Annotated in this window: 21 protein-coding genes and 1 pseudogene; 7 read left to right on the top strand and 15 right to left on the bottom strand. The window is 54.2% G+C overall.

Going from position 1 to position 18,170, the window contains the following annotated elements:
- Positions 1-4 precede the first annotated feature (4 nt).
- Positions 5-463 carry a type II secretion system major pseudopilin GspG gene (gspG, locus tag U6037_RS12290; RefSeq protein ID WP_038368790.1) on the bottom strand — a complete coding sequence of 153 codons (459 nt, stop codon included), beginning with the start codon at positions 461-463 and terminating at the stop codon, positions 5-7.
- 147 nt (positions 464-610) lie between these two features.
- Here gspG and gspI point away from each other — a divergent pair, with 147 nt between their 5' ends.
- A complete protein-coding gene (gene gspI / locus U6037_RS12285; RefSeq protein WP_322846934.1) occupies positions 611-997 on the top strand; it encodes a type II secretion system minor pseudopilin GspI in 387 nt (128 codons plus the stop codon).
- 305 nt (positions 998-1,302) lie between these two features.
- On the opposite strand, the gene U6037_RS12280 is transcribed toward gspI, so the two are convergent.
- On the bottom strand, positions 1,303-1,662 hold the full coding sequence (locus U6037_RS12280) for a DUF6124 family protein (RefSeq protein ID WP_322846933.1): 360 nt from the start codon (positions 1,660-1,662) through the stop codon (positions 1,303-1,305).
- A gap of 652 nt (positions 1,663-2,314) precedes the next feature.
- On the opposite strand from U6037_RS12280, the gene U6037_RS12275 reads away from it, so the two are divergent.
- Together U6037_RS12275 and U6037_RS12270 are read left to right on the top strand one after the other, a co-directional pair.
- Positions 2,315-2,788, top strand: a complete 474-nt coding sequence (locus tag U6037_RS12275; protein ID WP_322846932.1) for a hypothetical protein — start codon at positions 2,315-2,317, stop codon at positions 2,786-2,788.
- Between the two features lie 170 nt (positions 2,789-2,958).
- Positions 2,959-3,348 carry a hypothetical protein gene (locus U6037_RS12270; RefSeq protein ID WP_322846931.1) on the top strand — a complete coding sequence of 130 codons (390 nt, stop codon included), beginning with the start codon at positions 2,959-2,961 and terminating at the stop codon, positions 3,346-3,348.
- Positions 3,349-3,505: 157 nt separating this feature from the next.
- Here U6037_RS12270 and U6037_RS12265 read toward each other — a convergent pair whose 3' ends face one another.
- From U6037_RS12265 to U6037_RS12245, 5 genes and pseudogenes are all read right to left on the bottom strand, one after another.
- On the bottom strand, positions 3,506-3,865 hold the full coding sequence (locus tag U6037_RS12265; RefSeq protein WP_008087957.1) for a DUF6124 family protein: 360 nt from the start codon (positions 3,863-3,865) through the stop codon (positions 3,506-3,508).
- Positions 3,866-4,335: 470 nt separating this feature from the next.
- Positions 4,336-4,623, bottom strand: a complete 288-nt coding sequence (locus U6037_RS12260) for a hypothetical protein (RefSeq protein WP_322846930.1) — start codon at positions 4,621-4,623, stop codon at positions 4,336-4,338.
- Positions 4,624-4,704: 81 nt separating this feature from the next.
- The gene (locus tag U6037_RS12255; protein WP_322846929.1) at positions 4,705-5,034 is read right to left on the bottom strand and encodes a hypothetical protein; all 330 of its coding nucleotides are present in this window, start codon (positions 5,032-5,034) and stop codon (positions 4,705-4,707) included.
- A 175-nt stretch (positions 5,035-5,209) separates the two neighbouring features.
- On the bottom strand, positions 5,210-5,596 hold the full coding sequence (locus U6037_RS12250) for a hypothetical protein (protein ID WP_322846928.1): 387 nt from the start codon (positions 5,594-5,596) through the stop codon (positions 5,210-5,212).
- A pseudogene (locus U6037_RS12245) lies at positions 5,593-6,741 on the bottom strand (hypothetical protein). Before U6037_RS12245 ends, U6037_RS12250 begins: the two are co-directional and overlap by 4 nt.
- Positions 6,742-7,025: 284 nt before the next feature.
- Between U6037_RS12245 and U6037_RS12240 the strand changes: the two are divergent.
- On the top strand, positions 7,026-7,415 hold the full coding sequence (locus U6037_RS12240) for a hypothetical protein (RefSeq protein WP_322846927.1): 390 nt from the start codon (positions 7,026-7,028) through the stop codon (positions 7,413-7,415).
- A 157-nt stretch (positions 7,416-7,572) separates the two neighbouring features.
- On the opposite strand, the gene U6037_RS12235 is transcribed toward U6037_RS12240, so the two are convergent.
- Positions 7,573-7,932, bottom strand: coding sequence for a DUF6124 family protein (locus U6037_RS12235; protein ID WP_034155636.1), 360 nt, complete (start codon positions 7,930-7,932; stop codon positions 7,573-7,575).
- A 1,182-nt stretch (positions 7,933-9,114) separates the two neighbouring features.
- On the opposite strand from U6037_RS12235, the gene U6037_RS12230 reads away from it, so the two are divergent.
- Positions 9,115-10,056: an eCIS core domain-containing protein gene (locus U6037_RS12230; RefSeq protein ID WP_322846926.1), complete on the top strand. Its 942-nt coding sequence runs from the start codon at positions 9,115-9,117 to the stop codon at positions 10,054-10,056.
- 104 nt (positions 10,057-10,160) lie between these two features.
- Here U6037_RS12230 and U6037_RS12225 read toward each other — a convergent pair whose 3' ends face one another.
- The 4 genes from U6037_RS12225 to U6037_RS12210 all read right to left on the bottom strand — a co-directional run bounded on the left by U6037_RS12225 (position 10,161) and on the right by U6037_RS12210 (position 14,015).
- Positions 10,161-11,303, bottom strand: coding sequence for a pentapeptide repeat-containing protein (locus tag U6037_RS12225; RefSeq protein ID WP_322846925.1), 1,143 nt, complete (start codon positions 11,301-11,303; stop codon positions 10,161-10,163).
- 386 nt (positions 11,304-11,689) lie between these two features.
- Entirely contained in the window at positions 11,690-12,589 is a 900-nt protein-coding gene (locus U6037_RS12220) for a hypothetical protein (RefSeq protein WP_322846924.1), read from the bottom strand.
- A gap of 107 nt (positions 12,590-12,696) precedes the next feature.
- Entirely contained in the window at positions 12,697-13,311 is a 615-nt protein-coding gene (locus U6037_RS12215; protein WP_322846923.1) for a hypothetical protein, read from the bottom strand.
- 272 nt (positions 13,312-13,583) lie between these two features.
- Positions 13,584-14,015, bottom strand: coding sequence for a type II secretion system protein N (locus U6037_RS12210; RefSeq protein ID WP_322846922.1), 432 nt, complete (start codon positions 14,013-14,015; stop codon positions 13,584-13,586).
- 119 nt (positions 14,016-14,134) lie between these two features.
- On the opposite strand from U6037_RS12210, the gene gspH reads away from it, so the two are divergent.
- Entirely contained in the window at positions 14,135-14,581 is a 447-nt protein-coding gene (gene gspH / locus U6037_RS12205; protein WP_322846921.1) for a type II secretion system minor pseudopilin GspH, read from the top strand.
- The gene (locus tag U6037_RS12200; RefSeq protein WP_008087982.1) at positions 14,578-15,186 is read left to right on the top strand and encodes a prepilin-type N-terminal cleavage/methylation domain-containing protein; all 609 of its coding nucleotides are present in this window, start codon (positions 14,578-14,580) and stop codon (positions 15,184-15,186) included. Before gspH ends, U6037_RS12200 begins: the two co-directional genes overlap by 4 nt.
- A gap of 679 nt (positions 15,187-15,865) precedes the next feature.
- On the opposite strand, the gene U6037_RS12195 is transcribed toward U6037_RS12200, so the two are convergent.
- The 3 genes from U6037_RS12195 to U6037_RS12185 are packed head-to-tail and all read right to left on the bottom strand — an operon-like array spanning position 15,866 to position 18,049.
- The gene (locus tag U6037_RS12195; RefSeq protein WP_322846920.1) at positions 15,866-16,804 is read right to left on the bottom strand and encodes a FecR family protein; all 939 of its coding nucleotides are present in this window, start codon (positions 16,802-16,804) and stop codon (positions 15,866-15,868) included.
- Positions 16,805-16,835: 31 nt separating this feature from the next.
- Positions 16,836-17,387 carry an RNA polymerase sigma factor gene (locus U6037_RS12190; RefSeq protein WP_007913935.1) on the bottom strand — a complete coding sequence of 184 codons (552 nt, stop codon included), beginning with the start codon at positions 17,385-17,387 and terminating at the stop codon, positions 16,836-16,838.
- Positions 17,384-18,049, bottom strand: a complete 666-nt coding sequence (locus U6037_RS12185) for a secretin and TonB N-terminal domain-containing protein (protein WP_322847314.1) — start codon at positions 18,047-18,049, stop codon at positions 17,384-17,386. The genes U6037_RS12190 and U6037_RS12185 overlap by 4 nt, the downstream gene beginning before the upstream one ends.
- Positions 18,050-18,170 lie beyond the last annotated feature (121 nt).

The raw sequence follows: 18,170 nt of genomic DNA, 5'->3' as shown, positions 1-18,170 counted from the left end.
GGCCTTACAACTGCCAGGAACCGATATCGGCATTCACGCCGTCGCCGTCAGGCTGACCGTCGGCACCGAGGGAAAAGATGTCGATCTCGCCATTGGCGCCGGGGTTGAGGTATTGATAAGGACGCCCCCACGGATCATTCGGCAAACGCTCCAGGTACGAGCGCCAATTGCTGTTCTTCGCATCCGCCGGCCGCTCCACCAACACCTTCAGCCCCTGATTCATGCTCGGGTAAGTACCGTGATCGAGGCGATACAACTTCAACGCCTGCATCAACCCACCAATATCCTGCTTCGCCGCCGTCGCCCGCGCCTGATCCGGCCGGTCGAGCACCTTGGGCACCACCATCGCCGCGAGAATCCCCAGAATCACCACGACCACCATGATCTCGATCAGGGTAAAACCCTGCTGCCCACGCGGCGTGCGCATCGGTTGCTGAAGCGATTTGAAAGGTGCGATATCCATCTCGACATACCCTGGCTTGATTCGATTCGACGCGCAGTGTTGCAAGAAGATATGTCAGTGATGTTGAAAATCCTCGGGTGTTTTCGTCGTCAAGCCGTCAAGGACGCGGGTTAGCGTCGAGGGCTGGGTTTTGGTTTTGGGCGGTTTATGCGTGCGCGTTCGCGGGAAGCGGGTTTCACATTGATTGAGGTGCTGGTGGCGCTGGCGATTATTGCCGTGGCGATGTCGGCGGCTGTGCGGGTGGCGGGGTTGATGACGCAGAGTAGTGGGGTTTTAAGGGATCGGTCGGTGGCGCTGATTGCGGCGCAGAGTCGGATGGCGGAGTTGCGGTTGGAAGGCAAGTTGCCGATGGGTATGAAAGCGCTGGATTGTGATCAGGGGCGGCTATTGCTGCGCTGTGAACAGCTGATCAGCGCAGCCGAGAACGGACGTCTACTCAAGATTGGTATCCAGGTATTCGACCGCAATCAGGATGCGCCGCCGTTGGCCAGGCTTGAGACTTTGTTGTCCCGAACGGAAAGCCCCTCACCCTAGCCCTCTCCCACGGGAGAGGGAACCGATTCGGGGATGTTCGAGAGCTACACCGACTTGAAAGCCATTCATTGAATCCAAAATGGCCAAGCTCACAAAGCCAAATCGAAGGTCCTTCACCCAAGCCATCACCGCCAAGGCCTTTCACCAAACCCATAATCACCAAAATCTTTCAGGTCGACGTACCCCGCAAGACACTTCAGTCGGCCCCCTCTCCCTCCGGGAGAGGGCTGGGGTGAGGGCCGCTTCTAATCACGAATTCCCCAGAACAACCACCCGATCAATCACCAGGTGACCCGACAACTACATCACCCCGGCAATTGCAAATTATCAAACGCCCGATTCACCGCCAACTCCCCGAGCATGATCAACTGCGCAATCCCCAACAACGCCCGACGCTGCGACGCCGGCAACAGGCTAGCGACGTTCTGCGCAATAGTTTGAGCCGAAGCAAGCGTTTCACTGGCATCAATCAGCAATTCTTCGTTTTTGTTGTCCGCAGTCACGGCATACATCCCACGTTTTTTACGTGGCGGCGGCGTGGAACCGGGCGGACAAAGGTAATGGTCGAGCGCGCGGTCAGCGGCTTCGTGGAGTTTTTTTGAGTCGATTGATTCGTAGGGAGACGTGCAGTTGGATTCGGGCGGGTTAGGTGTTGGTTTGATCATGGTGAAGCTCCTTGATGACTGGAGCCGCCACCGTTCGCGGTCAAACAAACTGGGTGGCAGCTGTACGCGGGTTGACCGACCGGACATCAAGGAGTCCGGCACACCCGAAGGTGTCCCACGCACAGCCACCGCGACATGATTTCAGACAATGCCTGAACACGTGCAGAACGCTGGCGCGCCTTGATATTGGGCGGACGGTCAAATCCGATCGCTGATACGTCAGCGACCGCACCACAATAGAACTCGCCCCCAAGGCGCACAAGCCGGCGGATTCTGGCGTAGCTGTAGGCAAAGGCGCAAGGGTATGTAGCCTGGGAGAGTGTCTGGAGATGTCTTTTTAAACGTTGGTGTTTATCGGCAACGAATCCCGTAACACCTCTCTGAATAGATCCGTCCACATCCCTAGCGAAATGCTCAACCTCGCAGCCCATCGAAACCCCGCGCGCCGCAAACCCGTGCTTCTCTGCCGTCTGGCCCACTACCCTTCTGACGTCCAGCGACTGAGTTACCGGAAGTGGTCAGGATGACTATGCTGTTGACTTACCTAGCTAAAAAAATAGTCAGGCAATGCCAATACCGAGGTCGATGCATAGAACGCAAAACACCGATCTGACATCAAATCGACCTGGCAAATAAAGCAACGGAGTGCGAGATGAAAATCATCGCTTTTTTAGCCATTTATCTCGCAGGTGGGGTCGCCCTGTTTCCTTTCCTCGACCTCATGCGTCCCGTAGGGGTTTTGCTCGACCATTTCTATTCACAAATTTTCCTCGGTTCCGGCGCTGATGTAGCAGAACGCCTAAGCCTGAGCTTTATCTACGCAAGTCTGTTTCATCTGGTGTGGTCGGCTTTATTTTCTGAGTCTGCAAAAAACTGGGTACCCACGATTAACTTCAGAGACCTTTGCTATCTCGCCTTACGATGTCTGAGTTTTCTTTGCGTCAGCCTGATAAGCCTCGGGCTGGTTGGAATAACCAGCCAAAAAGTGCCCCATACGGACTTTCATCAATATTTCACTTTTTTGGTGATCTGCATGCTTCTGGGTCTTTGGGCGTGGTCGCTCAAGGATTTTCTGGTAGCAGCCTTTCATTGCACCGGAAGAAGAATCACAGGAACGACTAAATAAAAGCAGGCAATAACCCAGGTCACTTTTACTAGGCTCGGCGCTAGGCCGAAAGCAGCAACAAGGGAGGCAGCACGTCCCGAAGGGCTGGCACCAAGAATCACCATCCTCCGCAACCTCATACCGAGGGTCCGGAGTTTCTGTCGAGCTAAAATCGGCTATAGGAACTGTAATTGAAGGCCTCGACCCTCGTATTTTTCGCACTTTATTGCACGGGTATCAGCGCAACGTTTGCCGATGACTCACAGGCGCCAAACGACAATCGCGGGCCAGCAGGCATCATCGTCGGTGAGCGTTTGGCTGCGGCCAAGTCCAAGCTAGTCAAACAAGGATGGAAACCGACGCGGATGCATACCAACGACGGCTATGAATACAGTGGCGTGGAGAAGGAGCTGGCTACACGCAGCTTCTTCGAACTGGATACCTGCTCGTTTGAAAGCTCGCGTTGCATCTTGTACTACGCGAAGAAAGGAATTTGCCTACGCGTCGATACCATCGGTGAGCAATTCAATGACATGAACGTGACGCGATGGACCCGCGAATGTCCTGAAGCGCCTCAATAACCACACGAAGACGGCACGGTAATAATTAACTGCTCCCACAGGTTTCTGCGTCGTACACAACATCTTCAATCAGCATAAAACCCTGTGGGAGCGAGCTTGCTCGCGAAGGCGCCAGAATGAACACCCGATCAATCACCAGATGATCCCGGCACCCGCATCACTCCGGCAATTGCAAATTATCCAGCGCCCGATTCACCGCCAACTCCCCGAGCATGATCAACTGCGCAATCCCCGCCAGCGCATGGCGCTGCGATGCCGGCAACAGGCTGGAGACGTTCTGGGCGATGGTTTTGGCCGAAGCGAGTGTTGCACTGGCATCGACCAGCAGTTCTTCGGTTTTGTTGTCAGCGGTGACGGCGTACATCCCACGGTTTTTACGTGGGGGCGGCGTGGAACCGGGTGGACAGAGGTAATGGTCGAGCGCGCGGTCGGCGGCTTCGTGGAGTTTTTTGGAGTCGATGGATTCGTAGGGGGAAACCGAGGCGGTTTCGGGCGGGTTGGGTGTTGGTTTGATCATGGTGAAGCTCCTATTAGAGTGGAGCCGCCATAACTGTCGCTAAACAGAAAGGTGGCGGCTGTACGCAGGTTAGCGAACCGGTTATAGGCACCCGGCAGACCCGAGGGTCTCCCGCATACAGCCACCATAGCGGAGTCGCAGACATCGAGTCTGCGACAAAGCATGGAACGCTGATGCACCTAATACAAAAAGTCGAGTCGCTAAACCCGATCGCTGATTCGTCAGCGACCGCACCACAATAGAACTCGCCCCCAAGGCGCACAAGCCGGCGGATTCTGGCGTAGCTGTAGGCAAAGGCGCAAGGATATGTAGCCTGAGAGAGTGTCTGGAGATGTCTTTTTAAACGTTGGTGTTTATCTAGACCTCATTCCGGCTCGGCCCCGCGACAGATCCGTCCCCTGCCCCAACAGACGAAAGAAAATGGCCGAGATTGCCAGTCGTAACTGACAACCTCGGCCATATAAACAGTGCTATTTCTTCCAGCACATATCGACATCATCCTGAGTACTCAGGTCTGTATCGATGCCCAACCGATACCTGCAGTAATCAATAATCCACCCCCGCTCCTCTGCCGTCAGGCGCTCTACCTTCCTGATCTCTCCATCATTGGCGTGGATGTTGTAGAACTTCATCTGAAACGTGGGGTGCTTTTTTATGAAGACAATCGTCTCGATGTCGCCATCCTCAACGGCGCTGTAGTAGCCGACGTAGAGCATGGTGAATACGACGAGGATTACTGCGATTAAAAGCTTTTTCATTCTTTCGGCCCCGTTGATGGAAGCTCTTTCGTCTGTAGCCCCCCAAGCGCTCAAACGACGCTGAACACAGTAATAGCGAGGTTATTTGAGTATTCCTGATTTACCCACCGCAGCCAGGACAGCCATCGCCGAAAGCAACGCTATTGCGCACCATTGCATCCATACAAGTTTCCGCTTGAGTGAGGAAGGAAAGCTCTTTACGTCTTCGGTGCTAAGCGTGCCGCGCCTGACGTAGAAACTCGCAAACGTAACGAGACCAGAGGCACCCCCTACTAAAAGCAATCTGCCCCAAGCACCTCCGTGCTTCAGGGCAGCCAACCTAGTGCCGGCAGAGCTATTTTTGAGGTGTTCAAGGATCAGGTCCATCTTGATGCGTGCAATGTAGAGGGCTATCCCGATCCAGATGATCATCAAAATAATCACTACACCACACAACCCTCCGACTATTAGCTCAGCGGAATTCACTTAATAACCTCGTCAATCGTTTCGCCTGCCGGCTCACTAGTGGCGCCCCCTTTTTGTGAGCAGCGGCGCTTATCGAAGCTTCGCTGTGCTTAAGCGTGGGAACCGCGCATTGCACAATGCGCTAAACAAAACCTGACTTAACAGCGATCCCAAAGCAGATCATGACCAACAACAGAGAAATGACGCTCCATTGCAGCACTACTAGCTTCCGTTTGAGGGGAGCTGGGAAACTGGCCAAATCTTCAGAGCTCAGCTCACCCCTTTTCAAATAAAACTTAGGAAAGGTCACAATTCCCGAAATACCACCTACGAGCAGAAGCTTTCCCCAAGGCCCACCATGTCGAAGCGGAGCCCGAGCCATGATCGCTGAGCAATTCTTCAGGTGCTCCAACATCAAATCCATCTTCGTATAGGCCAGGTGCAAACAGACGCCTATCCAAAGAATTAGCCCTGCCAGATCAACAATGGCAATGGACAGAAGTACCTTATCAACGACGTTCAAACTCATTTACTTGCCTCATAGATCTTCTCACCGGCCCATTCGCCTGTAGCCCCACCAAGAGCTCCACCAGCGTATGAGCCCGCCGCTACGACGATGACACCACATGCCAAGGTTGCCATGCCGCCTGTGGGTACACCCAAGCCAACACAGATAATCCCCGCTGTGGAACCAGTCAAAACCGCACCGGTGGCAGCACCGCCGGCCACTCCTCCGACGAAGTTACCACCCTCGGTATATTTGATCTTTTCGCAGGCATCCTTGTTGCCAGCCGCACAGACTTCTTGAACCTTCATGTAAGACGCCCCGCCTCCTACGGCAGTACCAATCCAGCCGCCGTACTTAACAACCTTGGCCGCTCTGGCGACACCTTCTGCATGAGTGGCGTAACCGGGAATCTGTCCCGCAGCACCGGCCAGGGTCCAGTGATGCACCAAGCTTTTGCTTGAGATACCGAGGGCTGATTTCAGACTTGGGTGATCAGGGAAACCAATGCCCTTTCTGGTTAACCCGGTGAGCTGCCTATCAAGCTTGGCAAACAGTCGTGCGCGTTCATCAAAGAACTCCGAACTACGCAAATGTCCGTCACGCTGAAAACTTTTCTGGTGCAGCGTCTCGATTTCCTTCAGCGAGGTTGTCACGTCTCCCAGGTTCTTGGCGAAGATTGATTCACCCACACCGATTGATGTTGAGCCTTGCGAAAGAATGGACTCAATCTGGCTCTGATAGCGAACCATGAAGCTCGCCTCTTCGTCGCTCATGGGTTTGAGCGCCGCGTCCACTTTCTGCGCCGCTTCCATGAGCAACGCTTCTTCACGTGTGCAATGAGGATTGTTCGGATCACTCAACACAATGAGCTGCCCGGGCTTGGCGTACCCGGTGACGTGAGGGTTGAGGCGCGTGAATTTCTCAAGCGTTGCACCATCCGGCTTATCGAACAATGCTGCTTCCTGTGCAGAGCGCGGCATGACTTGCTGAACGATATAGAAACCGGGTTCCGCTGCTGGCTTCGCAGCAACCGGTTTCTCTGCGGGAGCCTCAGGTTACTCTGCCCAGTGCTTGGCGTGCAGATCGGTCGGTTCTACGCCACGGTAGACCTGTTTTCTTGGCGGGTTAGGTAGTGCGGGCCTTGGTACATTTCCATATTCACTCATGCATCATCCTTGTTCACTTCAGGAATCCCGACTTGAGGTTCCGACAGTCCGACGCTATCGAAAAGCCCAAGTGCTGGCTGTAGGACAAAGCCTAAAAAGCTGTGCCCAAACGGCTGATTCCTGTCATTCGCGGGGTGCGCAGGATAACTGGTGAGGGAAGATGGTTGTATGGCAGCAGATGGCCACACATGAAATCATCGCTGGATTTGCCTGCCCCACCCCCAACCTTGTGCCGAGTATTCGGAGTTTTTGTAGAGCTATAAATCGGCTGAAGGAACAACCAAATGAAGACTTCACCCCTCGTACTCGTCGCACTTTATTGCATGGCTATCAGCGCAACGTTCGCCGACGCCTCACAGGCGCCAAAGGACGAGCGTGGGCCAGCAGGGATCGTCGTCGGTGAGCGTTTAGCTGCGGCCAAATCCAAGCTAGTCAAACAAGGCTGGAAGCCGACGCGGATGCACACCACCGACGGCTATGAATACAGTGGCGTGGAGAAGGAGCTGGCTACACGCAGTTTCTTCGAACTGGATACCTGCTCGTTTGATAGCTCGCGTTGCATCTTGTACTACGCGAAAAAAGGAACTTGCCTACGCGTCGACACCATCGGAGAGCAGTTCAATGACATGACGGTGACGCGATGGACCCGCGAATGTCCTGAAGCGCCTCAATAACCACACGAAAACGGCACGGTAATAATCAACTGCTCCCACAGGTTTCAGCGTCGTACGCAACATCTGCAATCAGCATAAAACCCTGTGGGAGCGAGCTTGCTCGCGAAAGCGCCAGAATGAACACCCGATCAATCACCAGGTGATCCCGACACCCGCATCACTCCGGCAACTGCAAATTATCCAGCGCCCGATTCACCGCCAACTCCCCGAGCATGATCAACTGCGCAATCCCCGCCAGCGCATGGCGCTGCGATGCCGGCAACAGGCTGGAGACGTTCTGGGCGATGGTTTTGGCCGAAGCGAGTGTTGCACTGGCATCGACCAGCAGTTCTTCGGTTTTGTTGTCCGCCGTCACGGCGTACATCCCACGGTTTTTGCGTGGCGGCGGCGTGGAACCGGGTGGACAGAGGTAATGATCGAGCGCGCGGTCGGCGGCTTCGTGGAGTTTTCTGGAATCGATGGATTCGTAGGGGGAAACCGAGGCGGTTTCGGGCGGGTTGGGTGTTGGTTTGATCATGAGTGAATCTCCAAATCATAGAAAAGGAGCCATCATCTTTCGCTACCAAACGAAGGGGTGGTGGCCATACGAAGGTTGGTAGACCGGTGACTTGGAGAACCGGCGCGCCCGAAGACGCCCTGCGCATGGCCACCATAAATACACAGCCCCAAAAGGACCTGTATCGGGTGACGCTATGCGCCAAGTCTAAACCGGGCTACCAAACCCGATCGCTGATTAGTCAGCGACCGGACCACAATAGAATCCGACCCAAAAGCGCACAAGCCGGCGGATTCTGACGTAGCTGTAGGCAATGGAGCAAGGATGTGTAGCCTGAGAGAGTGTCTGGAGATGTATTTTTAAACATTGGTGTTTATCTAGACCTCGCTGTACCTAAGGTGGGAAATGTGCAGTGCAGCAGCACTACACAAAACCTCACTTAACGGCGATCCCAGAGCTAATCATGACCAATAACAGAGAAATCACACTCCATTGCAGCGCTACTAGCCTAAGTTTAAGGAGGTCTGGGAAATTGGCTAAATCTTCGGAACTCAGCTCGCCCCTGTTCAGATAAAACTTAGGAAAGTTCACAATTCCCAAAATGTCACCCACGAGCAGCAGCTTTCCCAAAGGCCCACCATGCCGAAGCGGAGCGCGAGCCGTGACGGCTGGGCAATTCTTCAGATCTCCAAAATCAAATCCATCTTCATATAGGCCAGGCGCAAACAAACTCCTATCCAAAGAATAAGCCCTACCAGACCAGCGATTGCAATGGATAGAAGTATCTTATCAACGACTTTCAAACTCACTTTACTGCCGAGTACCTTACGCTACTAAGTCTTCGATTTTTCCCATTTAACTCAATTCTCTGGCTTTGGATTGAACGGTCAACAGATAGCTGAGAAACCGCTCAATGTGATTGCTAGGATCTCCATTGGTAGCCGTGACTGAGTTCGGGTGAACTGAAAATCCGAGTTTTTTCAACAGATTAGGCCGAGACCAGCCCAACACGATAAAACGTAAATCAAGGGTGACGACTAGATCATTGAACGGACGATAAAGTAAGCCTCGGCAGAGCAGTTTTTTCACTACACTTCTACACTCTACCCTGCTCGCGGGCACATTGGCGCCGTCCTAAACTGGATAAAATTGTTTCGATACTGCCCGCCAGAGCCGACCGCAACGTCACAAGGGAGCGGAATAATGAAAGCCATGCCTAGGAAGTACGTTCTATTGTTCACTGTCCTGACATTCACCGACGCACAAGCCAGTTGGCTCAGTGAAATAACCGGAATTGACATTAACGTTAATAGGGGAACTATTTCAATAAAAACACCGAACATAAGTGCAATTCCGCCAATGATTCAAAACTTACCGAAAGATGTCGGGCAGGCATTACTAAATCCTGCAGCGCCAATACTAGCTGAGGCAATACGATTTTCCCGAGCTCAAGCATTAAACAGAGGAACCCAACCCATTCCTGACAACATAAAGAATGAGCTATCGCCGTACTTTCCGCCAGGAATCCTCAACAAGGTTTCTTGGACAACCGCTGGTGGTTTAAGCCTTGATGGAGCGTTAAAAAACTGGTTTGATCAAGAGGGTGCAATTACTTACGACGATGTAATCGTCTTCGCCAATATCGACTTGACGAAGAATGTCGAATTGTGGGCGCACGAGCTGACGCATACACTTCAATATAATCAAATGGGGATTGATACTTTTGCGTTTCAATACTCATACGATTGGAGTGGTCTTGAATCTCAGGCCAGAAGCAATGCAGGACGAATTTATGCGAGCATCCAATCTACAGACCGTGGAAGCGCACAAATTTGGAGCTATAGCGGAACGGTTACACAAGCATCACAGCAAATCAATTGGTCAGAATTGAATCGGGCCGCACGCCAAGCTATCCAGCCGCAGCAATGCATTTGGATTGATAATAACTCCAATACCACAGGCAATGTGTGTCCCGTGCCCATTGTGGTCTGTGGTATCGTGCTGAGACGGCTAGCGGACGGGTACACTTTCGAGTATCCATGCAATGAGCCAACTTGCGTTTTTGGTGCTGGCCAATCGGGACCGCTACTTTCCCCACCTGGCCATTTAGTTGTTGGAGTCACTGCAGCTTATCAATGGCAGTAAATCAGCATGTCGGTTTTTTTCCGGGACGTCTGAACGACAGCCTCTGGCAGATTGCAGTATTTCAGGATGGGCGGCACTCAGCCGATGGCTGCCGCCCGATACATCTAAACCGAACTAGCCTCATCCATCGCCGGAGTTTTATCAGCATTAGAAGTATGGAAAGAAAATTGGATATTTGCTTTCATTGGATGTTTTATCAGCCCCTCGGCAGGACCGTCAGATGTGAATAGATTAGACAATACCGTGAGCAACGCCCCTAATATAACGTAACCAAACAAAACGTGAGTTATTACTAGCACCTGAGATAGCCAGCTTGATTTATTGGCAGCAATATCTCCGTAGCCAAGAGTGGTCATGGTGACGAAAGAAAAGTACATGCTCTGAACTAGAGTTAAATCTTTTCCCGCATCCCCCGATGTTGACGCAGGTACTAGCCAGTAAATAAGCGTATACAACAAGCACACGATCAGGAATGACATCAATACCTGACGCGGAGATCTACCATAATCCGACGCCATCCAGAACAATTTGACTAGGGAACTTTTTATTCTGCCGTTTTTCGCATACCAGGCAGCCCAGTTATGCCTGCGATTACAGTACTGAAGGGTTTGACGAAGGCCAGCAGAATAACAGGCACTTTCAAAACTTACTGTTCTAAAATCTGTTTTCCTTGAAACACTTGCAAGATGAAAATAAGTTCCACTTGTAAATTTAGCGTTGGAAAAATTTGTCCCGCACAAATTGAATCTCGATTCGCCCTCTAGTAATGGATTTCTTCCACCACCTAGAAATTGAGCATCCGAGAGATTTGCCGCGTAGAAGCTACAATCTTGAAACCTCGAATCAAAAAACTTAGCCAAAATCAAATTGCTTCTTTGAAAGCTCGCTTCGTCGAAATTACAAATTGCAAAAAAAGCATTGCCCAGTTGCGCCCGGTCAAAAATAGAGCCTTTAAATATAGATCCAGCCGCACTGACGCCGGTCATTTCGGCATTCAAGAAAATGCAATCGGACATATTTACACCTTCCAACTTTACATCCTTTAGATTGGCATCACAAAAAGTTGCACCTTTACCATCGACGTTTATGAATTTGGCGCCGATAATTTTTATGCCTTCAAGATTCGACTCTCGTAAATCTATAATTTCTTTGGTTTTAGATACATAATCATTCCACTCTGAGAAGTCTTCTTTTTTAGAACACTCTATTATTAAATTATATTGCTCTGGATTGAAGGTCTTATTCATGGTCTATTTATGGCTTCTGCGATAACTTTGCAGCTAGTGATGCCATTATGATGGCGCAAATCCAGAACAAACGTCAAATTGAGATTCATCTTCGGCATTAAATATGCTCGTATCTCACACTGATCGTTCGCCGCCTCGCACCCTTTTTTCTCGTACCCGCGGGATTCCCAGTCCGGTTTTGAATGCATGTCGCGCTCAAAAACGTTTTTACGCTGCCTCGGCCGAAAGCTGCCAGTCGCGTACGGCAGCGATCAACCCAAAGCTGCTCTTCACGGAGGGCAGGAGTATGAGGAGAGAAAAACTCGCAATAACAACCCTTAGTTAACACCTGCAACAGCCAGCCCATAAGGGGACACCATTGCGATGCCCCCCCTTCAACAAGATAATCAAATCGTGAATGTCTGAAACTGGCGCTTTTTAGCGGCAGCATTGTGATACCGGCGCAACCAAAAGTATTTTTTTAGAACACGACGGTTGCTATTTCGGCGGTCAGCATCCGCATAGTCCTTACGGTAAGCCGCATAAAACTCGCGAATTGACTTAATCACCAAGGCTTTTTGAGTATTCAAGAAGACCTCGACCTGTTCGCGGGTGCCGCTCACAGCCAGCCTTCCTTGATGAGTCCGTATTGCCCTTGCTACAGACGGGGATCGCATATCGGCTGCTGCAAGCATGAAGTCGAGCGCATTGACAAACGTCACCCCGTCTTCTTTAACCAGAAACTGCGAATCACCGTACATCAGTTTGAACAGCTCGCGGATTTGCTTCATCAACTTCGCGTTACGCACCACATCATCCGCCAGAGCCAGCCGGGCATAGATAGCTTTACCTTCTGCTTCATTAGCCGAACTGAGGCCGGCACCGACTGCAAAGCTTTCGCTAATATCACAATATTGTGTGGAGATGCCGCCCCGAAAAGTGATCTCTTTCTCCAACAGGCACTTGTTCATCAGCGCCCCTAGGCGCATGACGATGATCATCAAAGCATTAGCTGAATGCATCAATATCTTGTCAGCATTCATCTCCCATTCCACGCTCTTGGGCTTGAAAGTGACGACGATGGAATCGGAGATAAACGCACTTTTCGGCTCGTACCAGTCGTACAGATTGAACACCTTGTCTTGCTTGTAACGCTGCTCAATGTTCGCCTCAAGCTGCGCCAACACATCCCTGTTCGTAGTCATGAACTTGATGAGTTCTTGCGCGTGCTCATCGGTGGTAACCGAGGAATTCAGCTTTTTGAAGCCCAGCATGTCGATAAAAACTGTCCACTGCACTGCTTTCATGGATTCGAAATCACTTCTGAGAATCAACTGTAAAACCCCAAATGCCAGTATTTGACCAAAGGCGGTCCCTGGAATCAGGGGCTAGATGTCGCTGGCGCATGGCCCGGTTACGAATACTTCACCTGAATCCACTCGCGCAGCCAAATGATGCCATTCTTAAGCTCAATACAGTCCAACTGGACAAGTCGGTTGATCGCCGACGCATACTGACTGACGCTCAACGGGGGCAGAGCGTAGTGGGCCCTGAGTTCCGTGACGCGCACGAAGCCTTCCGCTTCAGCAATCTTGCACTTGTCGTTTCGATGCTTCCAAAGCGCGAGCATCGTGACAGCTTCGATATCAGAAAACTCTTCAACTGCTCCGCGCCAAACCTTGTTCCAGATGTAGAGACCAACAAGAACGATGGCGACTTGCGGCGCGACCGGCAGTGACGCTGCACCGAGTCCAGCAAGCGACACATCCGGGACAATTTCGAGCAACTTCTTCCAATTCAGCACAAGGTTGCCTGGCTTCCGGGACCGCGCTTTCGGTGAATCGAATAAAGAGTTGATCGTAATGAGCCCGATCGTAAACTCAGGTGCTTCGGGCGGTGTGATCCTAGCGAACGCATTCACCAAGCGGAGTCGAACTTCCTCCGAGAGGGTCGCTCCAACTGGATAGCGCGCCGCATGGCTTAGAAGTTGCTTCCGTTTTGCGAGTGCTGCGTCTTCGTCGTATTCCATCACAATGGGGGGTCCTGAAGGTATGAGGTTTAGCGCTCAAATAAAAGGGCTGTCTTTAGTCGGTATGAACCGATCTGAAACAATACTCGGTGCGCCCCGCAAAGGTCTATCTCAAAAGAGCGTTATTGCGCCGATAGTGGTCACTCACTATGTTCCGTTTCTGTCCGAAACCAGACACTAGTATTCTTTGTCTGGCAGTTCTATTCCTACGCAGAGGTACTTGAACTGGCAACTTAAGAAACGGCCAGAAATACTGACTTCAAACCTGCAAATCAGGGACGAATCAGTCTTGGTAACACCACCCCCTCCGCCAACCTCTCCACCCCCAACCTTACCCTCTCCCCACCCTGCTCAATCACCACCCCATCCCCCTCCACCGCCACCAACTTCACCCCAGGCCCAACCTTCTCCCCCTGCAAAAAACTCCTCGGCGGCCCATCGTTCAGGCTCAATATCGCCACCGCCCCCCGACTCCCCGCCATCACCCCGCTCACCTTGATATCCATCGGCGCCGTTTGATTGGAAAACCACTGCAACGCCGGGCTATCACTTCGCGCCGCCAGCAACTGCGGGGCCGCTGCCGGGGTGCGTGATTCGGCGGAGGTCAGCAGCAGCGACGACCATGTCGCCACGCCGACCAGCGCCGCGAGCAGCGCGAGGGCCTGGACCATTTGGGGTGGGGAAACGCGTGCGGTGAAGGTCATGGGTTGAATCTCCTTTTTATCCCTGCTGTCAGCCTACGCGGCAATTCTCTCCGTTTTATTTCACACGCCTTACATGTTGGCCGTGCACGATGGCGCAGGACGCAAAGGAGCGGCGCGCGATGAACAGGCAACAGGGTTTTACGCTGATCGAGTTGATGGTGGTGCTGGTGATCATCGGCATCGCCAGTGCGGCGATCAGCCTGAGTATCAAGCCCGATCCGTTGCAGTTGCTGCGCAAGGATGCCGAGCGTGTGGCGCAGTTGCTGCAGGTGGCGCAGGCGGAGGCGCGCGCGGATGGTCGGCCCATTGTGTGGGTGAGTGATGCCAAGGGGTTTCGGTTTAGTCGGCGCAGTGACAGTGGCAAGGGGTTTGATCATTTCGCGCAGGATCCGCAGTTGCGGCCGCGTGTCTGGCAGAGTCCGAAGATGGAGGTGCGGGTGGAGCCGAAACAGAGGGTTGTGCTGAACGCTGAGTGGATCAATCCGCCGCTGCAAATGACGTTGTCGGATGGCTTGAATCGCTTGAGTGTGCTGCGTGATGGCAGCGGAAGGATCAGCCTGCAATGAAGCGCCAGCAAGGGTTTACGTTGATTGAGGTGATGGTCGCGATTCTGTTGATGGCGGTGGTGAGTCTGATTGCCTGGCGGGGGCTGGACAGTGTGACGCGGGCGGACAGTCATTTGCAGGCGAGCAGTGAGCAGAGTGACGGTTTGTTGCGCGCGCTGAATCAGTTGCAGCGGGATGTGGAGATGCGGGCGGGGGTTGAGTTGACCGAGCCGAAGAAGGTTGGCGTGGATGATGAGCCGCCGAGCGCCCCGCCCGCTTTGACTGTGCGCAGTAGCGACAGTAAGGGGTTTCGGCTGGACATTATTCGTACGGCGGCGGATCAGCCGGGGGCTTTGCAGCGGGTGCGGTGGTGGGTCAAGGGCGACACGTTGTATCGGGCGGTGGCTGAGGCGCGGAGTCGGTATCCGTTGCCGGCGCCTGGGAATGGGGTGGCTGTTTTGAGTGATGTCAGTGATGTGCAGGTGCGGGTTTGGGAGGTGGATAAGGGCTGGCGGCAGTTGAGTGGGAATCGGCGGGAGGATCCGTTGGGGTTGGAGATTCGGTTGAGTCGGGGGACGGCGCAGGGGGTGGAGAAGTATCGGCAGGTGATTGGGCCGTTGGAGTGATACTGGCTGCAATGTGGATATCCGTGTAGGAGCTGCCGAAGGCTGCGATCTTTTGATTTTGAAGATCAAAAGATCGCAGCCTTCGGCAGCTCCTACATTGGGATTGGGTGCAGTCAGTTGGGGTTGGTTGGCTGGCAGGCCGTCATCGCTGGCAAGCCAGCTCCCACAGGAATTGGGTGAAGTCAGTCAGGGATTGGTTGTCTGGTTGGTCGCCATCGCTGGCAAGCCAGCTCCCACAAAGACTGAGTGCAGCCGGTAGATATTGGTCCGCTGACAGGCCGCCATCGCTGGCAGGCCAGCTCCCAAAATTTCGACTCGCGAGCACAGCATGCGGCGAAGCCGCCCCACTCAATGGCCGAGTGTCAGCTCGCCGAAAGCTCTTGATCTTGATCCACGGGCGACGTCGGAAGGCTGAGTGGAGGGATTCATCCGGGGGTGGGAGCGCAGCGACCGTTTGGCGCAGCCAAATGCATCGAGAGGAGGTGCAGCGAAGCAAACCGTAGGCGATGCGCCCGGATGGATCCCGGAGCGAAGGAACCCCGAGCCTCAGCGAGCGCGCCGCACGTAGGAGCAAGCCTTTTTGGTTACTTTTTCGGCGTCTGGAAAAAGTGACCCGCCGTAAGGGCGGAACCCTAAGCAGCCGTTACCGCAGCAACGGATATGTACCCAATCAACCCCACTAGCTCAAAACAACGACGCCACCCGGCAGCTCAGTGCACTTGACGCCATAAGCATCCCGAATCAGCAGCGCAACACCAGCAAGTTGATCAAGGCTAAAGCGCGCCTGGACGCGGCGTTGGCCGAGTTCGCGGTTGAGCAGCAGCAACATGCCGGGGCGGTAGCGGTTGATTTCGTCGATCATCTGGCTGAGGGTCGCGCCGTTGAAGACCAGCACTTGTTGGCGCCAGTTCATCACTGCGGCCGTGTCGACGCTTTGTACGCTGCCGACTTGCCGTGCGTCGTAGGTCACTTGCTGGCCCGGTTCGAGGCGCAGACTACGACCATCAACATCCACTTCAACCGCGCCATCAAGGCAAGTCACGCAGACTTGCTGATCGGTATTACGCAAGTTGAAACGCCCCTGACTGGCGCGCAACCACCCTCCCCCAGCCTGCATCGCCAGCGGCAGGCGTGCGGTCTGCACTTCGACTTCGCCGCTGACCAGTTCAAAGCCTTGCACACCGTTATCAATGGAGCGCTGATTGATCCGCGTCTGAGTATTCAGCTCCAGACTCACACCCTGCGCGGGTTCAAAACGACGCTGCTGGCCAACTTCAGTGATGTAGTCAGCGCCCAACCCTTCAAAGCCACCAGGAATCGTCCCGCGCACCAGCAAAAACGCCGCCGACGCAGCAATCGCCCCGCCGAGAAAAGCACGTCGACCAAACCCGCGCGGCGCCTGCATCTGCTCCACGGCCGGTTGCAGCTGCTGCCACAACCGCTTGGCCTCTTCGAACGCGCGGGCATGCTCGGCGCTCTGCGCGCACCATTCGCGCAGGGCGCGGGCGTCGGCCACGGTGGCGCGGCCGGAGGTCAGCAGGACCAGCCAGTCGCGGGCTTCGCTGTGCAGATTGTCGGCCGCCGATGGCTCGGCAGGTGTCAGTCGAAAGATGTTCAAACGCGCAGATTCTCAACGAATTGATCGGGCACTATTCAGAAGACGGTTTTCCGGCCCCGCGACCGAACCGCTGAAACACTTTTCTTTCCAGTTTTGCGGCGCAGAAGCCCAATGCGGCTTTGATTTCCTTCTCGACCATGCGCGTGGAAATGCCGAAGCGCTGCGAGATTTCCAGGTGCGGCGCCTCTTCCAGACGCGCGGCGATGAAGATCTTCCGGCGCCGTGCGGGCAGCTCGTACAACGCACTGAGCAGTGACTGGATTTCCTTTTGCCCACCGACCACCCGCGCCGGGTCCAGCGCTTCATCGCCGATTTGCAGCAGCTCTTCGACTTCCTCGCCGGTGAGCAGACGCGCGTCGGCCTGGCGGCGGTCGGCGGCGATGTTCAGGGCCATGCGATAGAGGTAGGCATTCGGCCGCAGGACGTTTGGCGGCGTCTCCATGCGGTCGACGCGCAGGTAGGTTTCGTGCAGCACATCGTTGGCCAGATCTTCCGAACCGAGACGCCTGCGCAGGCGCACCCGAAAGTCCTCGTAGGACGTCAGGAACAGTTGGACCATCGAACCTTGTCCGGTGTCTTTCATCCCCCGGAAACTCCTTCCCATTTGGTGCATTCCATGCGTTTCCCTGACGACTCCGGTAACAACAGCAACGTGACCGGCTGACGCAAGGCGCTGGGCGTCGGCCGGTCGATTTTGAGGTTGCGAAAACTTTCCACCAGCGCATTGTCGCGCCGTACATCTCCGGTCGAAGTGACCAACCGGTTGTGCTGCACCAAGCCGTCGCGGCCAACCCAGACCTGCAACACCGCGCGATAACTGCCCGGCCGGGTCAGCGGCGAGCGGCACAGGTTGCGCTCGATCGCTGCTTGCACCGCCGTGGCGTAACTGCGGTTGACGGCAACGCTTTCCGGCGTCTGTTTTTGCGCCGGCGCTGCCACGTCTTCGACCTGCGCCACTTGCAACGTAAATGCATCGTCGCGGGCATACCGCGCCATCAAACCACTGCCGCCGAGCAATCGACGCAGGGCATCGGCGGCGGTGAATTCACCGTCCACCGCGAGCGAACGTCGACCGCGACTCAACTGACTGTCGACCAGCACCGCAACGCCCGTGGCGTGGCTGTACTGATCCAGCGCGTGCGCCAGATCCTGTGCCGGAATATGCAGCGTCATGCGCAAGTCCGCCGGCACCGCGTCGGCCATGGCGTGGCCCGCCGCACAGCCAAGCAGCCACCCCAGACACATCCGGCGCACAAGCCTCGTTGAACGCTGAAAACCGTCCGTGGAATTGCCTCGCTGCACGGCTGACGAATCCTTGGAAATCGTCATCCTGAGGGCTGTTTATGAATCTGGTGTGACGGGCGGT

Origin of the sequence: Pseudomonas sp. B33.4 (assembly GCF_034555375.1) — a bacterium.
GTDB lineage: Bacteria > Pseudomonadota > Gammaproteobacteria > Pseudomonadales > Pseudomonadaceae > Aquipseudomonas.
This window is presented reverse-complemented; position numbering and strand designations above follow the sequence as displayed.